This is a genomic window from Flavobacterium gelidicaeli, from assembly GCF_013294005.1.
Lineage (GTDB): Bacteria > Bacteroidota > Bacteroidia > Flavobacteriales > Flavobacteriaceae > Flavobacterium.
In genome coordinates this window covers 118,158-133,110 of the sequence record NZ_JABSNK010000009.1, presented here as the reverse complement: position 1 = coordinate 133,110, position 14,953 = coordinate 118,158, and the positions used below count along the sequence as shown (strand labels likewise).

Annotated in this window: 14 protein-coding genes; 4 read left to right on the top strand and 10 right to left on the bottom strand. The window is 31.2% G+C overall.

Features of this window, described 5'->3' with window-relative positions; genetic code table 11:
- Positions 1 to 120 precede the first annotated feature (120 nt).
- The 4 genes from HNP99_RS13745 to HNP99_RS13730 all read left to right on the top strand — a co-directional run bounded on the left by HNP99_RS13745 (position 121) and on the right by HNP99_RS13730 (position 3,360).
- Positions 121 to 1,116, top strand: a complete 996-nt coding sequence (locus HNP99_RS13745) for an NADP-dependent oxidoreductase (RefSeq protein ID WP_173853954.1) — start codon at positions 121 to 123, stop codon at positions 1,114 to 1,116.
- Positions 1,117 to 1,450: 334 nt separating this feature from the next.
- Entirely contained in the window at positions 1,451 to 2,017 is a 567-nt protein-coding gene (locus tag HNP99_RS13740; protein ID WP_173853953.1) for a C40 family peptidase, read from the top strand.
- Positions 2,018 to 2,138: 121 nt separating this feature from the next.
- Positions 2,139 to 2,591, top strand: a complete 453-nt coding sequence (locus tag HNP99_RS13735) for a hypothetical protein (RefSeq protein ID WP_173853951.1) — start codon at positions 2,139 to 2,141, stop codon at positions 2,589 to 2,591.
- Between the two features lie 205 nt (positions 2,592 to 2,796).
- Positions 2,797 to 3,360 carry a DUF4494 domain-containing protein gene (locus HNP99_RS13730; protein ID WP_173853950.1) on the top strand — a complete coding sequence of 188 codons (564 nt, stop codon included), beginning with the start codon at positions 2,797 to 2,799 and terminating at the stop codon, positions 3,358 to 3,360.
- A 314-nt stretch (positions 3,361 to 3,674) separates the two neighbouring features.
- Here HNP99_RS13730 and HNP99_RS13725 read toward each other — a convergent pair whose 3' ends face one another.
- The 10 genes from HNP99_RS13725 to HNP99_RS13680 all read right to left on the bottom strand — a co-directional run bounded on the left by HNP99_RS13725 (position 3,675) and on the right by HNP99_RS13680 (position 14,904).
- Positions 3,675 to 4,577 (bottom strand): neutral zinc metallopeptidase, encoded by a 903-nt coding sequence (locus HNP99_RS13725; protein ID WP_173853948.1) that lies wholly within the window; start codon positions 4,575 to 4,577, stop codon positions 3,675 to 3,677.
- Between the two features lie 446 nt (positions 4,578 to 5,023).
- Positions 5,024 to 7,435 carry a TonB-dependent receptor gene (locus HNP99_RS13720; protein ID WP_173853947.1) on the bottom strand — a complete coding sequence of 804 codons (2,412 nt, stop codon included), beginning with the start codon at positions 7,433 to 7,435 and terminating at the stop codon, positions 5,024 to 5,026.
- Positions 7,436 to 7,449: 14 nt separating this feature from the next.
- Positions 7,450 to 7,878, bottom strand: coding sequence for a PepSY-like domain-containing protein (locus tag HNP99_RS13715; RefSeq protein ID WP_173853946.1), 429 nt, complete (start codon positions 7,876 to 7,878; stop codon positions 7,450 to 7,452).
- Between the two features lie 103 nt (positions 7,879 to 7,981).
- Complete coding sequence (locus HNP99_RS13710) at positions 7,982 to 9,247, bottom strand: sensor histidine kinase (RefSeq protein WP_173853945.1); 1,266 nt, start codon at positions 9,245 to 9,247, stop codon at positions 7,982 to 7,984.
- The gene (locus HNP99_RS13705) at positions 9,240 to 9,917 is read right to left on the bottom strand and encodes a response regulator transcription factor (protein ID WP_173853944.1); all 678 of its coding nucleotides are present in this window, start codon (positions 9,915 to 9,917) and stop codon (positions 9,240 to 9,242) included. Before HNP99_RS13705 ends, HNP99_RS13710 begins: the two co-directional genes overlap by 8 nt.
- Positions 9,918 to 10,039: 122 nt before the next feature.
- A complete protein-coding gene (locus HNP99_RS13700; protein ID WP_173853943.1) occupies positions 10,040 to 10,363 on the bottom strand; it encodes a hypothetical protein in 324 nt (107 codons plus the stop codon).
- A gap of 48 nt (positions 10,364 to 10,411) precedes the next feature.
- Positions 10,412 to 10,786, bottom strand: a complete 375-nt coding sequence (locus HNP99_RS13695; RefSeq protein ID WP_173853942.1) for a nuclear transport factor 2 family protein — start codon at positions 10,784 to 10,786, stop codon at positions 10,412 to 10,414.
- 167 nt (positions 10,787 to 10,953) lie between these two features.
- Entirely contained in the window at positions 10,954 to 12,798 is a 1,845-nt protein-coding gene (locus tag HNP99_RS13690; RefSeq protein WP_173853941.1) for a PLP-dependent aminotransferase family protein, read from the bottom strand.
- A gap of 390 nt (positions 12,799 to 13,188) precedes the next feature.
- Positions 13,189 to 14,457 (bottom strand): hypothetical protein, encoded by a 1,269-nt coding sequence (locus HNP99_RS13685; protein ID WP_173853940.1) that lies wholly within the window; start codon positions 14,455 to 14,457, stop codon positions 13,189 to 13,191.
- Positions 14,458 to 14,643: 186 nt separating this feature from the next.
- On the bottom strand, positions 14,644 to 14,904 hold the full coding sequence (locus HNP99_RS13680) for an FUSC family protein (RefSeq protein ID WP_173853938.1): 261 nt from the start codon (positions 14,902 to 14,904) through the stop codon (positions 14,644 to 14,646).
- Positions 14,905 to 14,953: the final 49 nt, after the last annotated feature.

Sequence of the window (14,953 nt, the reverse complement as noted above, 5' to 3'; positions counted from 1 at the left end):
GTACTCGAAAACAAGCTGAACTAGGTTAAAACCTCGTCAAGCCTTGCAAAATAAAGAAAAAATAACTTTCAAATTATTTTTACCGGACAACAATGGTAATGAATATAAAAAACTAAAAAGATGAGTCGTACTATTTTATTAAACAAAAGACCAGTAGGGAGACCAGAATTATCAGATTTTAAATTTGTAACTGAAGAAAAACCTACTATAACAACAGGCGAAGTTTTATTAAGAACAAGTTATGTTTCTGTAGATCCTTATTTAAGAGGGCGCATGAGTGATGCAAAATCCTATGCAGCTCCTTTTGAATTGAATAAACCCATGAGTTCTGGTATAATTGCAGAAGTAATGGAGTCCAATAATTCTAATTTTAAAGTTGGTGATTACGTTTCAGGAATGTTAGAGTGGAAAGAGTTTCAAAAAAGCACTGGTGAAGGCCTAAAAGTTGTTGATACTACAGCTGTAGGCCAATCAGTTTATTTAGGAGCACTTGGTATGACTGGAATGACTGCGTATTTAGGTTTGACAGAAATAGGGAAACCTAAAAAAGGAGAAACAATTATTATTTCGGGAGCAGCTGGAGCTGTAGGAAGTATCGTTGGACAAATAGGTAAAATATTAGGCTGTAGAGTAGTAGGGATTGCTGGTACTGATGAGAAAGTAAACATGTTAAAAACCGAATTTGGTTTTGACGATGCAATCAATTACAATACTACAGATAATATGGCCGAGGCGATTGCTATTGCTTGTCCTGATGGTGTAGATATTTATTTTGACAATGTAGGAGGCGCAATCTCAGATGCTGTTCTTTTTAATATCAACAAGTTTTCTCGAATGATTATATGTGGCGCAATAGCAGTTTATAATAATACAGAACCGGCAAAAGGAGTCAGCGTTCAGCCCTTTTTAGTTAAAAATAGTGCTTTAATGCAAGGTTTTATTTTAGGTAATTATGCAGCAAAATTTCCTGAAGCTACACAGCAATTAGCGACTTGGTTTAAAGAAGGAAAAATTAAAGCTACTGAAACTGTAGTTGAAGGATTTGATTCTATTCCGCAAGCTTTTATAGGGTTGTTTGACGGTAAAAATAAAGGAAAAATGGTTGTAAAAATCTAATTCTTACTATGTAAATATTAGTTCAATAAATTAGCTCTTCATTATTATGAAGGGCTTTTTTTATAGTCTAAAATAAAACTTTTGATTGTATTCTTTTAGATCGATTTAATATTTGATTGGAATATATTGTTCTGGATTATGGTATTAAAACAACATATTTAGTTAAAAATAAAAAGTTGTAGTAAACCTAATTTACCATAATTGATTTCTAATCATCTTAATTTACTTAAATTTGTAAAAAAGGGTCAATATCATTCTACCTATTTGATAAAAACATTGTAGAGAAAGTTGATTTTGTAATCAATTAAACCAGCTATTAATTTCATTTATTATTATGACATATAAAAATATCAATTATTTAAAATTAGGAAGTAGTATTACTTTATTATTGACTGTTTTGAGTAGTTTTACTAATACTTCATCAGTTATAGAAAAGAAAGCGGTACCACAGTCTTTAGCAAAAGCCCAACTTTCTGTAAAGGAGAAATTAATAATCCCAACAAATAATGAAGAACAATTAAGAGATAGTATTGTTGTGTTTGGCAATGAGTTACTAGGAACTCCCTACGTTACCGCTGGTACTAGCAGTAAAGGTTTTGATTGCTCGGGATTTGTATATTACGTTTTTAAAGAGTTTGAAATTAAAGTTCCTAGAAGTTCATCATTGTTTAAGAATTTTGGAGAGGAAATCCCTATTGCCGATGTAAAAAAAGGAGATATTCTATTGTTTTTAAGTCCTACTAGAAATGCGATAGGTCATATAGGTATTGTATCAGAGCCTAACGGTATGCAAAGTAATTTTATACACGCTTCATCAAGTAAGAAAATGCAAGTAATGATTTCGAGCCTAACCCAAAAGGGCTATACTCGTAGGTTCGTTAAAGCTGTTCGCGTTTTATAAATTATACGATTTTGAAAAACTTATTTTTAGAATAAATTACAGCTAATTTGTGTTTATTGGGTATACATTTTGTAAAATAAATAGTATATCTTACCACTTATTAAATTGATACTAAATTACTATGAAAAATAAAATAGATAAAAACTGGATTTTAAAAGCGTGCTTAGAAAATCAGAATGAATTGATTGAGAATTTTAAAAAACGTGAAGCCGAAATAAACGACGCTGCTTTTGGTAATAATGAATCTGCAAGTCAGAGTGAAGACCGTAGAGCGGGAAAATATGAATTACTTAAAGCACTGGGTGATGAACTCGCTTTTGCACAACAAGAACTTGCTTATCTCAACTCGTTAGATGTATCTAATGAATGTACTATTGTTGAGCCAGGAGCAACTGTGGTTACGGAACAATTTGTTTTCTTTATTGGGATATCAAGTGAAAAAATTGAAGTTGATGGAGTAACCGTTATCGGAATTTCTACTAGAGCGCCTATATATGCTAATATGAGAGGGCTAGAAAAAGGTAATACTTTTCAATTCAATGAAACCACTTATGTGATTGAAGATATCTATTAAAAACTTAGGAAATACACAGGCAATATTTTAAGTAACATTAACTGTTTCTTTTGCCATATTTATTCACTTAGCTGGGAATGCTGAAATATAATGGATTAGAGTAGTGATAGCGGCGTTATTTTAAAATTGTGAATATCTATTTTGCTAATTGTGTATTTTTTTTTCTTTAAAATCTATCTTTGACATCCTTAAAAAAATAAATATTATGAGCACAACTTGGTACGAATGCAAGGTAAAATATAGAAAAACGGATGATACTGGAGTACAAAAGGTTACAACTGAACCTTATCTAGTAGACGCTTTATCCTACACAGAAGCTGAAAGTAGAATAAATGAAGAGATGTCAGCTTATATTAGTGAAGAATTTAAAATCACGAATATTAAAGTAGCGAATTATGCTGAAATTCATCCTTTTGAAAACAGCGATCGTTGGTTTAAGTCTAAAGTTTCTTTACTAGCTTATGACGAAGAAAGTGGTAAAGAACGCAAAACAAATATGTATATTCTTTTACAAGCTAATGATGTCAAAGAAGCTTTTGATAATACAACAGCAGTGATGAAAGGTACAATGGGAGATTATAGTATTCCTGCCATTGCAGAATCACCTATCATGGATGTATTTCCATATTTCTCTGGAGAAGAACAAGATTTAGAAAAAATTGAACGTTTTAATATTTTGAAAGCTTCAAAACCTGAAGTAGTTGCTGATGTAGAAGATCACATGGAATTTGTAACTGAAGAGGAAGTCGAAGAGGAAGTTGTTTCTTAAGAATTTTAGACTAAAATAATTAATAAAAAATGCCACTTAAATAATTTATTTAAGTGGCATTTTTTATTACAGTTATGAATTTTAGTCATTAATTTACATCAAAAAACAGTATAAAATAGTCCAACTTAATTTTTATCACATCTGGTGCAGTCAAAATGCAATAGAGGTTCTCGACTCCGCTTGAACTTACAATGGGGCTTTTTATACATAGTATTTATAGTAAATAAAAAGAGAGAACTGTTAGGTTCTCTCTTTTGTATTATAACTTTAATTAAAATAACTATAAATAGTACATTATAAAGTATTAAATGAAATTAGTCTTTAAGTTGAGTAAACTCATCACCAGAAATTTCACCAGATTTAATTTTTTGTAATTCAGCCATTTTTGACTTAATAAAAGCATCAATTTTTGGATTGATTCTTTCAGGAGTTGTTGTACGGTAAGTACCTGATAATACATTGTTATAGTAATAGAAGAAGTTGTAATCAAAATCACTAGCTGATAAATCATAGTTTCCTAAATACCATCCTAAACGTGCTGCTGAACGTCTTTGTGACGGAGTACCGTGGTGACCAGCACTAGTTGTGTTGTTGTCTCCAATTGCGTAAGCAAATTCAAATCCAGGTCCAGCTTGTTCCCATGTAGCGTTATATCCTGAAGGTTTTCTCATGTAGTATCCTGCAAAACCATCTGCTTCTAATTCATTAGGTCTTGCTGTGTTTTCTGGCTTAGATGGCAAATTGTAGGTATATTGCAATTGGTGACCAAATTCATGAGCAAGAATCATAGCAGGTACAATTTGTCCCTTAGCTAAAGCAGCAACGTAAATTGCTTCTCCAAAATAAATTTTCTTTGGATTAGAATACGAAATTGCATTGTAAGTAGAATTAGGACTAGTGTTGTCATGAACCATTTTAAGGGTTACAGCACTCTGTCCAAAAACATTTGCAATTTTAGTGTTTTGAGCATAAATAAAGTTTGTTTGTGTAGTATTGATCATCGTGTTGTTCAAGTAGGCTGTTGAACTCCAGTTACCATCTACGTAACTACATTGTGCGTTAAAATCACTTAAGTGTAAATCAGCTGCTTCTAAAGCTGATGCTGTTTCAGGAATTGTTGTTTCCTCATTGTCGTTACTTGAACAAGCGGCTAATAGCGATAATGAAGCTACTGTGCAGAAAATAGTGTTGATTCTGCTGAATTTAAATTTTTTCATTTTTAATAATTTGGGTTAATTAATAATGTAAACGCAATAATAATTACCATATTGTTATCAAAAAGTTATCAAAGTAATAAATAATGTCAATTATTAACTTTAATATTAGCGATTTCTAGTTTTTGAATTTACTTAATTGTAGACCAAATGCGGGTTTCCACATTTTTTATTTATAGTAAATGGCCTCAAAAAATAAAGTTAAAAAGAGTGTTTTTTTTTATTTTTAATCAAAGAAATCTTGTTTTTAACAAATTTAAAAAAGCTTTTTCTTGTTAAAATTTATAAATAAATCTGGTTAACCAAAATAGGGGCTATTTATTGAAAAATGGAGTTTGAAAAGAGGTTATTTTATTATCGAAAAGCATTTTTTTATAGAAAAAAAAGTAGCATAAAACACGAAAATTTTACGCTACTAATAGATTGTGGAGTAAAGAATATTTTTTAGATCAAAATTTATAACTGTATCCTAGTCTAATGACTTGTGTTTCATAGAAATCATTGCTGATGTAATTAAAACCTTGTCCGTTGATTTCTTTTTTTATAATCATGGTATTCAATAAATCAGTTGCGTTTAAGAATAATTCTCCTTTTCCTTTTTGAATGGTTTTTTTTAGTCCCAGATCTAATGAAAAACGTGCTTTTATTTTTCCTTGCGCAATGATATCAGGTGCTAAATAAATTGCGGTTAATTGTGCATCAAGATTATTAGCAAAACGGAAGCTGTTGTTCACTTTAAGATTTCCTGAAATTATTTCTTGTTGCTCTGCCGAAAAGGTATGTGCTGTGGGGTATTTATTTTCAACAGTAAAAGCATCTATTTGATTGCGATATGCATTTAGATTAATATTTAAAGAATATAATTTTGAAAATTCTTGTGATAAAATGGTTTCTAAGCCTGTATTGTAGCTTTTATCGACATTTTGGAAAGTAGCATAAATCAGTTTGCTAGGAGCTACAGTGCTTGAAATTCTAGTAATAGTACCTGCTGCAAAGCGATGGTAAACGGCATTGTACAAACTTCCTTTTTCCCAAGTAGTTTTGTATCCCAATTCCACCGAATTTGTAAATTGTGGTCGCAAGGCTGGATTTCCAACTTTAATAATTTCAGCGTCGTCATACTTGGGAAAAATCCTAATATCAACTTCATTAGGCCTATCTACGCGTCTATTGTAAAAAACGGATATTTTGTCATTATCATTAATTTTATAAGCCAATCTTAAATTGGGAAAGGGTTGCGTATAGTTATATCCGTCACTTTTATAAACTACATGATCTGGGTTTACATCGTACTGGATTTTGACATATTCAATTCGCAAACCTAATTCGGCTTCCCATTTTTTATTTTCAAAAACATAGTTTCCATATACCGCCGGAATCAATTCCTTGTAAGTTGCCCATCCACCCGCATTACTATCAAGTACAGAATTTTCGCCGGGAATAAATTGCATATTTGTAGGGATGTTTCTATTTCTAAGTTTTATTCCAGTTTCTAATTTCCCATATTTAAAAGGAGCAATGTAATCTAAGTTAAAATCATAGACTTGCTCATCTGAGATTAATTTAAAAGCATCCGTACCTGTAGTAGAGGGAAGGTAGTTGTCATAAAAGTACTTTTCATCTTCTCTATGAAAAGTGTAATTAAAGCCAGCATTTATAAGGCGTCCAGGTTCTTTAAATTTATGTTGGTAACTAGCCGTTGCCATTACAGTTGTTTTTAATTCATCTTCTAAAAACTGCCATAATCTAAGACGTTGTGAATAATCACTATTAAAAAAAGGCTGGTCACCACGATCAATAATTTTTTCGCTGCCAAACATTCCTGAAACAGTAAGCGAATTTTGATCGTTAATAGCATAATCAATCCCTGATTTTAATGTGGTAAAATGGGTGTTTCTGTTGCGTTTTAATTGCGAATTGATAATGTCACCATTTGCATAGTTACGCGTTACAAATTCGTTTTTATTAAGTGTTTCAGTATATAAATAATCTCCTTGAAAGAACACATTTACTTTGTCTTTGCGATAATTAAGGGATACGCTAGGATTTATTTTTGGCGTAAAAGTATATTGTGGTGTTATCGCTGGCAGGTTTTCTTTTCGAACCCATAAAGAACCCAAACCAGTTGTTAAGCCAATTTTTCCATTAAATCCATTTTTTTTATTTTTCTTATAAATGATGTTGATAATTCCAGCATTTCCATTGGCATCATATTTAGCCGACGGATTGTTGATGATTTCAATTCTTTCGATTGCTGATGCTGGAATATTATCTAATCCTGTTGCATTACCAAAACCAGTCAATGCCGTTTGCTTACCATCAATAAGTACAGTTACTTTGTCGTTACCGCGCAACTGTACTTTACCATCTTGAGTAGTTACACTAGGTAAGTTTTGTATAGCCTGTAAAATAGAACCGCCGCTTTGACTAATATTGTCTTTTATAGAAAATGTTTTTTTGTCCATTTTCTCACTGATTTCATTTGTTTTAGTAGTAATGACAACTTCATTAAGTGTGGTTGATGCTGTTGCTATTTCGATAGTTTTTAAATCTAGATAGTCAGTTAGGTTACCAACAAATACGATTTCTTTTTTTGTAGTATAGCCAATATAAGAAACTTCAATAAAGTAATTTCCTGATTTAATTTTAGATAATGAAAACCGTCCTTCTTCATCAGTTACTGTTCCGCTTACAAAGGCATTGTCTTTTTCGGTTTTCAATACTACATTCACATAAGGTAATACGGTGTGGTCAGCTTTGTCTTTAACAATACCTGATAGAGTTACACTTTTGCTTTGAGCAAAAGAATATGACGTTATAATAGTGATAAAAAGTAGCGTATAAAAAAATTTGATTTTCATTCTCTGTGGCATTTTTAGTTTTTAATTTCTTTGATAAACTTTCCGTTACTATCAAAAAGTAAATCCATTTTTTTCATTTCTACCTCATAAACAATAACGCCATCATTATGCGTTATTTTTGCTGCTTCATCTACTTTTAATGTTTTATAATTGGTTTTTACATACTCTAAAACTCCTTGTGGTAATTGAGTTGTTTTAATTTCGACTTCTGATTCAATAATGTTTCCTTGTTGATCAAATAAAACTGAATTATCGATTTCGTTTAGTTCGTAACTGGCTTCAAAGTTGCCGTCTTCTTTATCCCATTTTAGTATTTTAATTTGTGGGTAATTTTTTTGAAATGCTGTTTTTACATCAGCAGGCACTTCTTTTGTTTGAATTTTTTGAGCCAATGCTATTGTTGTAACTAATAGTGCTACGGCAATTAAGGAGGTCTTTTTCATGGTGTATCTTTTTAAGTTATTTAAAATTATACTACAAAGTTGCAAGGAGATTTTGAATTAATTTAGAATCAGTAATAAACCAATAGTTCAGTGTAGTTTAATTTTAAAATGTCACCAAAAAAGAATGATGAGTATCTTGAAAGGTATAAGAAACAGACCAATTATTGCGATCGGCAATTTTCTTGATAATGGCTAAACCTAAACCATTCCCATGATCAGATGGATTTGATTTTGAGAAACGGTTGAATAATTTATCCGTTACTAAGGATTGCGCTTGTCCTGTATTCGAGAATAATAATGAATTGTTGCTTAGCGTTACATTAATTTCTCCGTTGCTTGTATTGTGTTTTATGGCATTAAGAAACAAGTTACTAATAAGTATCTCAGTCAAAACAGGATTAGATTTGGCTACAACTTTTTCGGATAGTTCTAGTGTAATTTTTATGTTTTTGGCTGTTGCTTGTTCCGTGAAAAAGGAAATGTTTTTATGAATGATTTCGTGTAAGTAAATAACCTCCTTGGTATTATAATTGTCATTTTCAATTTTAGAAAGCAAAAGGAGATTTTTATTTAGGCGTGTTAAACGACTAACATTTTCGTTTAAGGAACCGAGCATTTGATATTGCTCAGTACTAAAAACAGCACTCTGAATAAAGCTGTCTATTTTTGCCTGAAAAATAGCTAAAGGGGTTTGGAGTTCGTGAGCTGCATTTTCTATGAATTCCCTTTGGCTGCGGTAAATAGAAGTGTTTCTAACGATTAATTTTTCGATACTATTATTCAAACGATTAAATTCTTCAATATCAGTTGGTACAAAAACAGGAGTTGTTGCTTTGTCAATTTCGAACTTTTCGATTTGCGCTAATGTGTCATTAAACGGTTTCCACAGTCGTTTTGATAATCGTTTTGTAATTACAAATAAGCCAATCAAGAGTGACGTAATAATTGCTAAAAATAAGAATGCGATGCTCTGGACTAAATCTTCAGTTTCTACTAGATTAATTCTGGTAGAGTAGGTGTATGGTTTTCCTGAGATTATAATGGGCGCATTTAATTCGCGATAAGGTTCCATCTCTGAATCTAAAATATCATGGTATGATTGATAAAAAAGACTGTCTTTTTTAGTGTTGTTGTACGCTTCAATTTTATTATTTCGATTGAATTTATTCCAGTTTGGTATATCAGTTATTTTTAAAGTAGGTAATGAATATTTTATAAACTCATTTTTATGCAGCAAGAGTGTTTCATCGATTTCATCAATGTATAATTTTTGGGTACTATAATAAAATAAAGGTGCCGAAACGACCAACAATATTACTGAGAAAAGTAGGTAAGCTCTAGAAGTTTTGTAAAGTAAGTTTTTATTCATTTTGCCATTTATATCCTAATCCATAAACCGTTTTAATATAATCATCACAGCCTGCGTCTTTCAACTTATTTTTTAAATTTTTGATGTGTGCATAAACAAAATCATGATTATCTAACATGTCTGCCATATCTCCTGAAAGGTGTTCAGCAATAGCGCTTTTAGATAATACTTTGTTTAAATTCCCTATAAGATATAAAAGCAAGTCGATTTCTTTTTTAGTAATCTCAACTTTAAGACTATTGACTTTTACCGTTTTAGAAAGTGTGTCAATTTCAATTTCGTTACAAGTTACAAGATTGTTTCCTTGAAAGTTTTTTCGTCTAATTAGGGCTTGAATTCGCACTAATAATTCCGATAAATGAAAAGGTTTTGTGAGGTAATCGTCAGCTCCTAATGTAAAGCCTTCAATTCTTGTTTCTAAAGTTTCCTTAGCCGAAATTATGATTACACCTTCTGTTTTACCTTGTTTTTTCAATTCGGTTAACACATCAAATCCATTACCATCAGGCAAACTAAGGTCAAGTAAAATACAGTCGTAATCGTAATTTGAAATTTTATTTATTGCTGTTTTTGTATTGCCTGCCCATTCACAAACAAAATCGTTACCAGTCAAATAATTTTGAATGCTATTGGCTAGATCTTTTTCGTCTTCAATGAGTAGTAATTTCATAAATACAAAGATAAGCATTCAATTTAGAAGAAATTTAGAATACGTTTTGTAGGCACTTAAGAACGAGTGATTTTTTTTTCTTAGAGCGCTATTAAGTTTACGAGTAGCTATTCATAATGTTATTAACCTTTGGGACCAAACATTCTTTTTGCAGCAGGTTCAATATTAAAATACAGGTTTCTGCAGTCATCTGAGTCTTTAAATTTGACCCCTAAAATATCATGAAAATTACCATTTTTATCTCTTCCTGAATCCATAGAACAAATTCCTTCTTGAAATGCTAACCTTATGATACATTGGCCGTCAGCAGGAGAGAGTGTGAACCAAGATGATTTATAACCTTTTCCGTTTAATGTAGATAATACACAGGTGATAATTAAGTCAAATTTAGCATGGTACAAATTTGATAATGCTTCATTTCCTGTTTGACTTTTTATAAAAGCCATTTCTCTATTTCCTAAAATACTTTTACGATCAATTTATGATACTTTTTACTAATACATTTTATTTGTATTGGCTGATTTTTTTGGGATTTGCTGGATTGCATCCCAGTGTTCTACGATTTTACCTTTGTTGTCAAATCTAAAAAAGTCCATAGTCACATATTGGTCATCGTTAGGCCATATTTGGTGCGTATGAAGTGAAACCAAATCATTCTCGGCTATTACTCGCACAAATTCAATTGTTTTTTGAGGATATTCAATTTGCATTCTCTCAAAATATTCAATAAAACCTTCTATTCCGTTTTTAACTTCAGGATTATGTTGGATATACTCTGAACCCACATATAATTCAGTTGCTTTTCTTGGGTTGCCTTCGTATGCCATCTTATAAAAAGCAATAGCACTTTCTTTCATTTGTTCGATCATAACTCGGGGATTTATTAGTTTGTATATTTATTAATTGAATCTAAGTAAGAAGGAATAGTTTAAAATAAATAATAAAACATATTTCTATAAAATTAGTCCAATTTAAAAAAAGCACATACAATTTTTATAGTATATGTGCTTTTTTAGAATTCTAACTTTTGAAGATCTTAAATACTCTCCACAAATTTTAAAAAGACTTTTTTATGTAATTCAAGATCCATATCTCCAGAAAGTGATGCACGTACAATATAATCTTTGTCGCCTTCCTTAGTTGTTCCTTGAGTAGAAGTTGCGGGAATAGTCCAGTAACATCCTTTTAATTGACCATAGCTTACGCAAAATTTACTTTCATTGGGAATAGCAGTGATCATTAAGTTGATTAACTTCAAGTTCAATTCTCTTTTGTGCGCTTCTTTTTCAGCTGCAGTATTTCCTTTTGTAGGCAAATCTAACGAGAATACAGAAGGAGTAAACCCTTGCTGAGCCAATTCTTCTGAAACAAAATTAATTTTTGCTCCCGGTAAGGAATCGTGGATAAAATTTACAAAATCGCGCGTGTTTTCATACGCAGCACTAATTCGTTGATTCATTGACGGCAACTGCTTGGCTAATATTTCATATTGAAGATCTGTAGCCTCATTATCGCAAAGATCAAGATGTAGAGCAATTTTTTCCATCAAAGCAACTGTTTTTTTGTTTCCTACACAGTAACCAGCAGTACATTTCCCACCACTAGGAAATTTAGATCCACTAGCAAATGAAATTGTTCTAACAGAGGCAAGAATATCCTCCTCACCTAAAAAGTGAACATTAGGACAAAATGTTTGGTCTAAAATAAAAACAGGATCGATAGCAATTGTACCAGTTGCAGTTTTACGTTTTTGACTTAAAACATTTTTTAAATCAGTAAGATTAGGTACTTCTACACGAGGATTTGTTGGAATCTCAGCAATGATGTATGGAATTGCGTCTTCAGTTGCAATTTGGGTCAATACAGTGTCAATACTTTGTACCATATCATTATCGCCATCAACTAATAAATCTACAATTTCAACATTGTCAATACAAGCAGCAACACGTCTCGCTTGATCATTAGTGCCTCCATAACAATTAGGCGGAACGATAATTTTAATTGCTTTCCCTTTGTGGTTTTCAACGGCATCATGAATTAATCCCATTAAAATAGCATACTGAATTGAAAGTCCACTTGAAGCAACAAGTGGCGTTGTACTCGTGTTTGTAATTTTTTTTATAGCCTCTAAAACAGCTTTTTTATCAGCGGTTACATTGCTTTTAATGGCAATAATGGGTTGTTGTGCTACTAATGATTTTAAAGCTGCAAGCGAGTCAGAAGGTGTCATTGCAATAGTTTCTCTACGTCTTACATGCTGGATATCCGAAACGTAACTTTCGTTTTCTTTTCCGTTTACAATTAAAACGCTTCCTAACTGCTCGTACAGACTAATATAAAAATCTACTCCGCTAGGAATAGTAAGGGCACCAAATTGCTTTTCATTTGCAATTAAAACAGTACTGCCATTAAAAGCCTGAATGGTATCAGTATTTTCAATTTTCTTTAAATCAAAATGATAACCATAAATATTCTTCACCACTTCAGCATCAAAGGAAGTGGGTAAATCTCCAGTATAAAGTATTTGGGTATTTTTATGATCTAATAAATTTTTTCTTAAAACGGATAATACAGGAACTGTTTTAGACGAAAAACTAATTACATTATCTGCTTTTAGATCATTTGTTTTAGCAATACCCCATTCTAACACACATGATAAAGGATGTCCTAGTCTAATGTAATCATAAGCAGTAGGTAATTCATTAAGCGCTGTAGTGCTTGAATTTTCATTATTATACAACGCTTCAAACTGATCTAAGAATTGTGTTTTGGCTTGCTTTTCATCGTAAATATCTAGTCGGTGCGTGGTTATGTCCAACCATCCCGTAGGCATATTTGTTATTACGTCTTTTATATAATGTAGTATTTTATTGTCTTTCATAATATTAACTTTAGATAGACCGCAATTTACGTAAATAGATTTATTTATAAGGACTCATAGCCGTTTTATTGGGAAGTTGATGGTGTAGTATTTCAATTTTTTGCGAATTAATTATTTTAATAAAAGGAACCATTTATCCAAGTCCTGTTTTAATTATTTTTAAATAATGCAAGACAAAGAAGTTATATGATCCTCTTTATTCTTAAGACTATAAGTTAAAATAATATTCCCTAATCAAAATAACAAAGCTCATATTATCTTCAATCGGTTCATTTTATACGCTGTGCTAGCTAAAGCAGGAAGATTATAATTGCACTCATTTTTTCTACTCGAGAATAATTAAAATGTAAAATAAGTTTTTACTAATAGTAAAACGTTTAGTTAGTCTGATTATTCTAAGTCATACATTTCTGTAATTTTTTCTGGATGTAAGTAATAATAAAATAGTAAATGATGCAGTGCATCAAAATTATTCTTAAATGTATAATTAGCGTCATCACCACCAAAAGCAAGTCCTGCAACTACTCCTGATTCGTTTGCTGGAATTTCAAATTCAGTCTGGAAATTGTTTTTTGATGAGTTAAGCTCCTCTACATCACGTTTACTAATGCCTATTTTTTCCAAATCTAAACTAACTGAATCCAGGTAAGAAGTGGCGTCATTTAAAATGTCACCGCTGTCTTTTGATCCTTTCAATATTTTAACAAAAGAATTATCCATCATGCGGTAAGTGAAGTCGTCATTATTATGCATTAATTTATAGATCTTACTTATAAAAAAATATCTCATTTCTGATTTTTGAATAGGTGAAACTTTTATTTTATCGATGCAATTTTCTTGTTTTTCGATCCATACCAGAGCAGCTTCTTTTGAATCAATCCAATTGTCGTTATACCATTCCGAAATAACCTTTCCAATCTTAATATTATTTTTTATTGAATCTGACAATTTATTTAGACCCTCAATAGTGGTTGCTTCTGATGATGTATCTACAAAACACTTAAGTCTATTTTCACAATCTAAAGTGTAAGGGAGTATATCCTCTACAGCCAATGCCTTAATTTCAATAGGAGCATCTAGCGTAAAGTTGTTTATATTTTTAAAATAAGCCGCTACATAATTGTTTTTTAAATCCTGTATTGTATGAAAATCATTTAAGTCATTGTACAATATATCGTAAGAATATGCCATTACAGAAACTGTTTGTGCAGTTAAACTATGAGGCATTTTTTGAGCTAACCATTGATACGTTTTAACTTTTGGATTTGAAGTATCATAATCGGTCATTAATACCCATAGTAATCTGATTTCTGGTGCAATAGTTTCATTTTCAAACGAAAAATTATCAGCATATTTACTTTTTAGTGGCGTGTAAAATGCCTCTTGATACATTTTAAAATGACCTGTAGGTTTCTCAGTAAATTCATAATAGGTTGATAACGCATTTATAAGCGCCACCTTTTCTCCTAGAGCTACATCATTGCTGTAAAGTGTATTAGTAAAATCTTTCACAGTTATCCCTTTCTTACTAATAGTCGTGTATTTGTTGTTACCTATCTTTTCATACGCAGTGTAAAAATTTAAACCTGCTAAAAAACTAGAGTCGGCAAATGAAGAAATTGAAAAAAACAGTGAGGCAATAAGAATTAAATTTTTCATTAGTTGTATTGTTTGTGTATTTTGTTTTTAAAGTAATCTATATTCTAATTACGCTTTTACTATTTTATGAATCATTGCTAATATTAGATGATTTTTTCCTCATCAGTTGACAGCGTACAACAGCTATGATTTGTGGCAGTCTTTAAGCCTTTACAAAGCCAATTATAAGAGTACACTTAAATTTTTTTAAATTTTGGCTACTGATCGCTCTCTTAAAATGTCGTCTATCTCCTTTGCTCTTTTACTTTTAGGGGCATTAATCAGTTTGTAAATAAAATATAACGGAATTAAAGTAGCTAATCCCCAAGTGTTTTTTGTTACACTATAAAATATAATTCCCATTAAAATTCCTATGAAGACGCTATTTTGTATGGAAAATGATTTTAATTTTTTAGCTTCTTCTTTTAGTTCAGCATCGCTTAAATTATGAATATCAGTATTGGTCATTTCTTGTGTTTTAGGGTTTGGTTTATTCTAGTGAAGTTGGTAATGTTTC

Bases quoted from the DNA above. Each gene is read 5' to 3' on its own strand.
- HNP99_RS13745 (WP_173853954.1), top strand. From the start codon at position 121: ATGAGTCGTACTATTTTATTAAACAAAAGACCAGTAGGGAGACCAGAA.
- HNP99_RS13740 (WP_173853953.1), top strand. From the start codon at position 1,451: ATGACATATAAAAATATCAATTATTTAAAATTAGGAAGTAGTATTACT.
- HNP99_RS13735 (WP_173853951.1), top strand. From the start codon at position 2,139: ATGAAAAATAAAATAGATAAAAACTGGATTTTAAAAGCGTGCTTAGAA.
- HNP99_RS13730 (WP_173853950.1), top strand. From the start codon at position 2,797: ATGAGCACAACTTGGTACGAATGCAAGGTAAAATATAGAAAAACGGAT.
- HNP99_RS13725 (WP_173853948.1), bottom strand. From the start codon at position 4,577: ATGAAAAAATTTAAATTCAGCAGAATCAACACTATTTTCTGCACAGTA.
- HNP99_RS13720 (WP_173853947.1), bottom strand. From the start codon at position 7,435: ATGAAAATCAAATTTTTTTATACGCTACTTTTTATCACTATTATAACG.
- HNP99_RS13715 (WP_173853946.1), bottom strand. From the start codon at position 7,878: ATGAAAAAGACCTCCTTAATTGCCGTAGCACTATTAGTTACAACAATA.
- HNP99_RS13710 (WP_173853945.1), bottom strand. From the start codon at position 9,247: ATGAATAAAAACTTACTTTACAAAACTTCTAGAGCTTACCTACTTTTC.
- HNP99_RS13705 (WP_173853944.1), bottom strand. From the start codon at position 9,917: ATGAAATTACTACTCATTGAAGACGAAAAAGATCTAGCCAATAGCATT.
- HNP99_RS13700 (WP_173853943.1), bottom strand. From the start codon at position 10,363: ATGGCTTTTATAAAAAGTCAAACAGGAAATGAAGCATTATCAAATTTG.
- HNP99_RS13695 (WP_173853942.1), bottom strand. From the start codon at position 10,786: ATGATCGAACAAATGAAAGAAAGTGCTATTGCTTTTTATAAGATGGCA.
- HNP99_RS13690 (WP_173853941.1), bottom strand. From the start codon at position 12,798: ATGAAAGACAATAAAATACTACATTATATAAAAGACGTAATAACAAAT.
- HNP99_RS13685 (WP_173853940.1), bottom strand. From the start codon at position 14,457: ATGAAAAATTTAATTCTTATTGCCTCACTGTTTTTTTCAATTTCTTCA.
- HNP99_RS13680 (WP_173853938.1), bottom strand. From the start codon at position 14,904: ATGACCAATACTGATATTCATAATTTAAGCGATGCTGAACTAAAAGAA.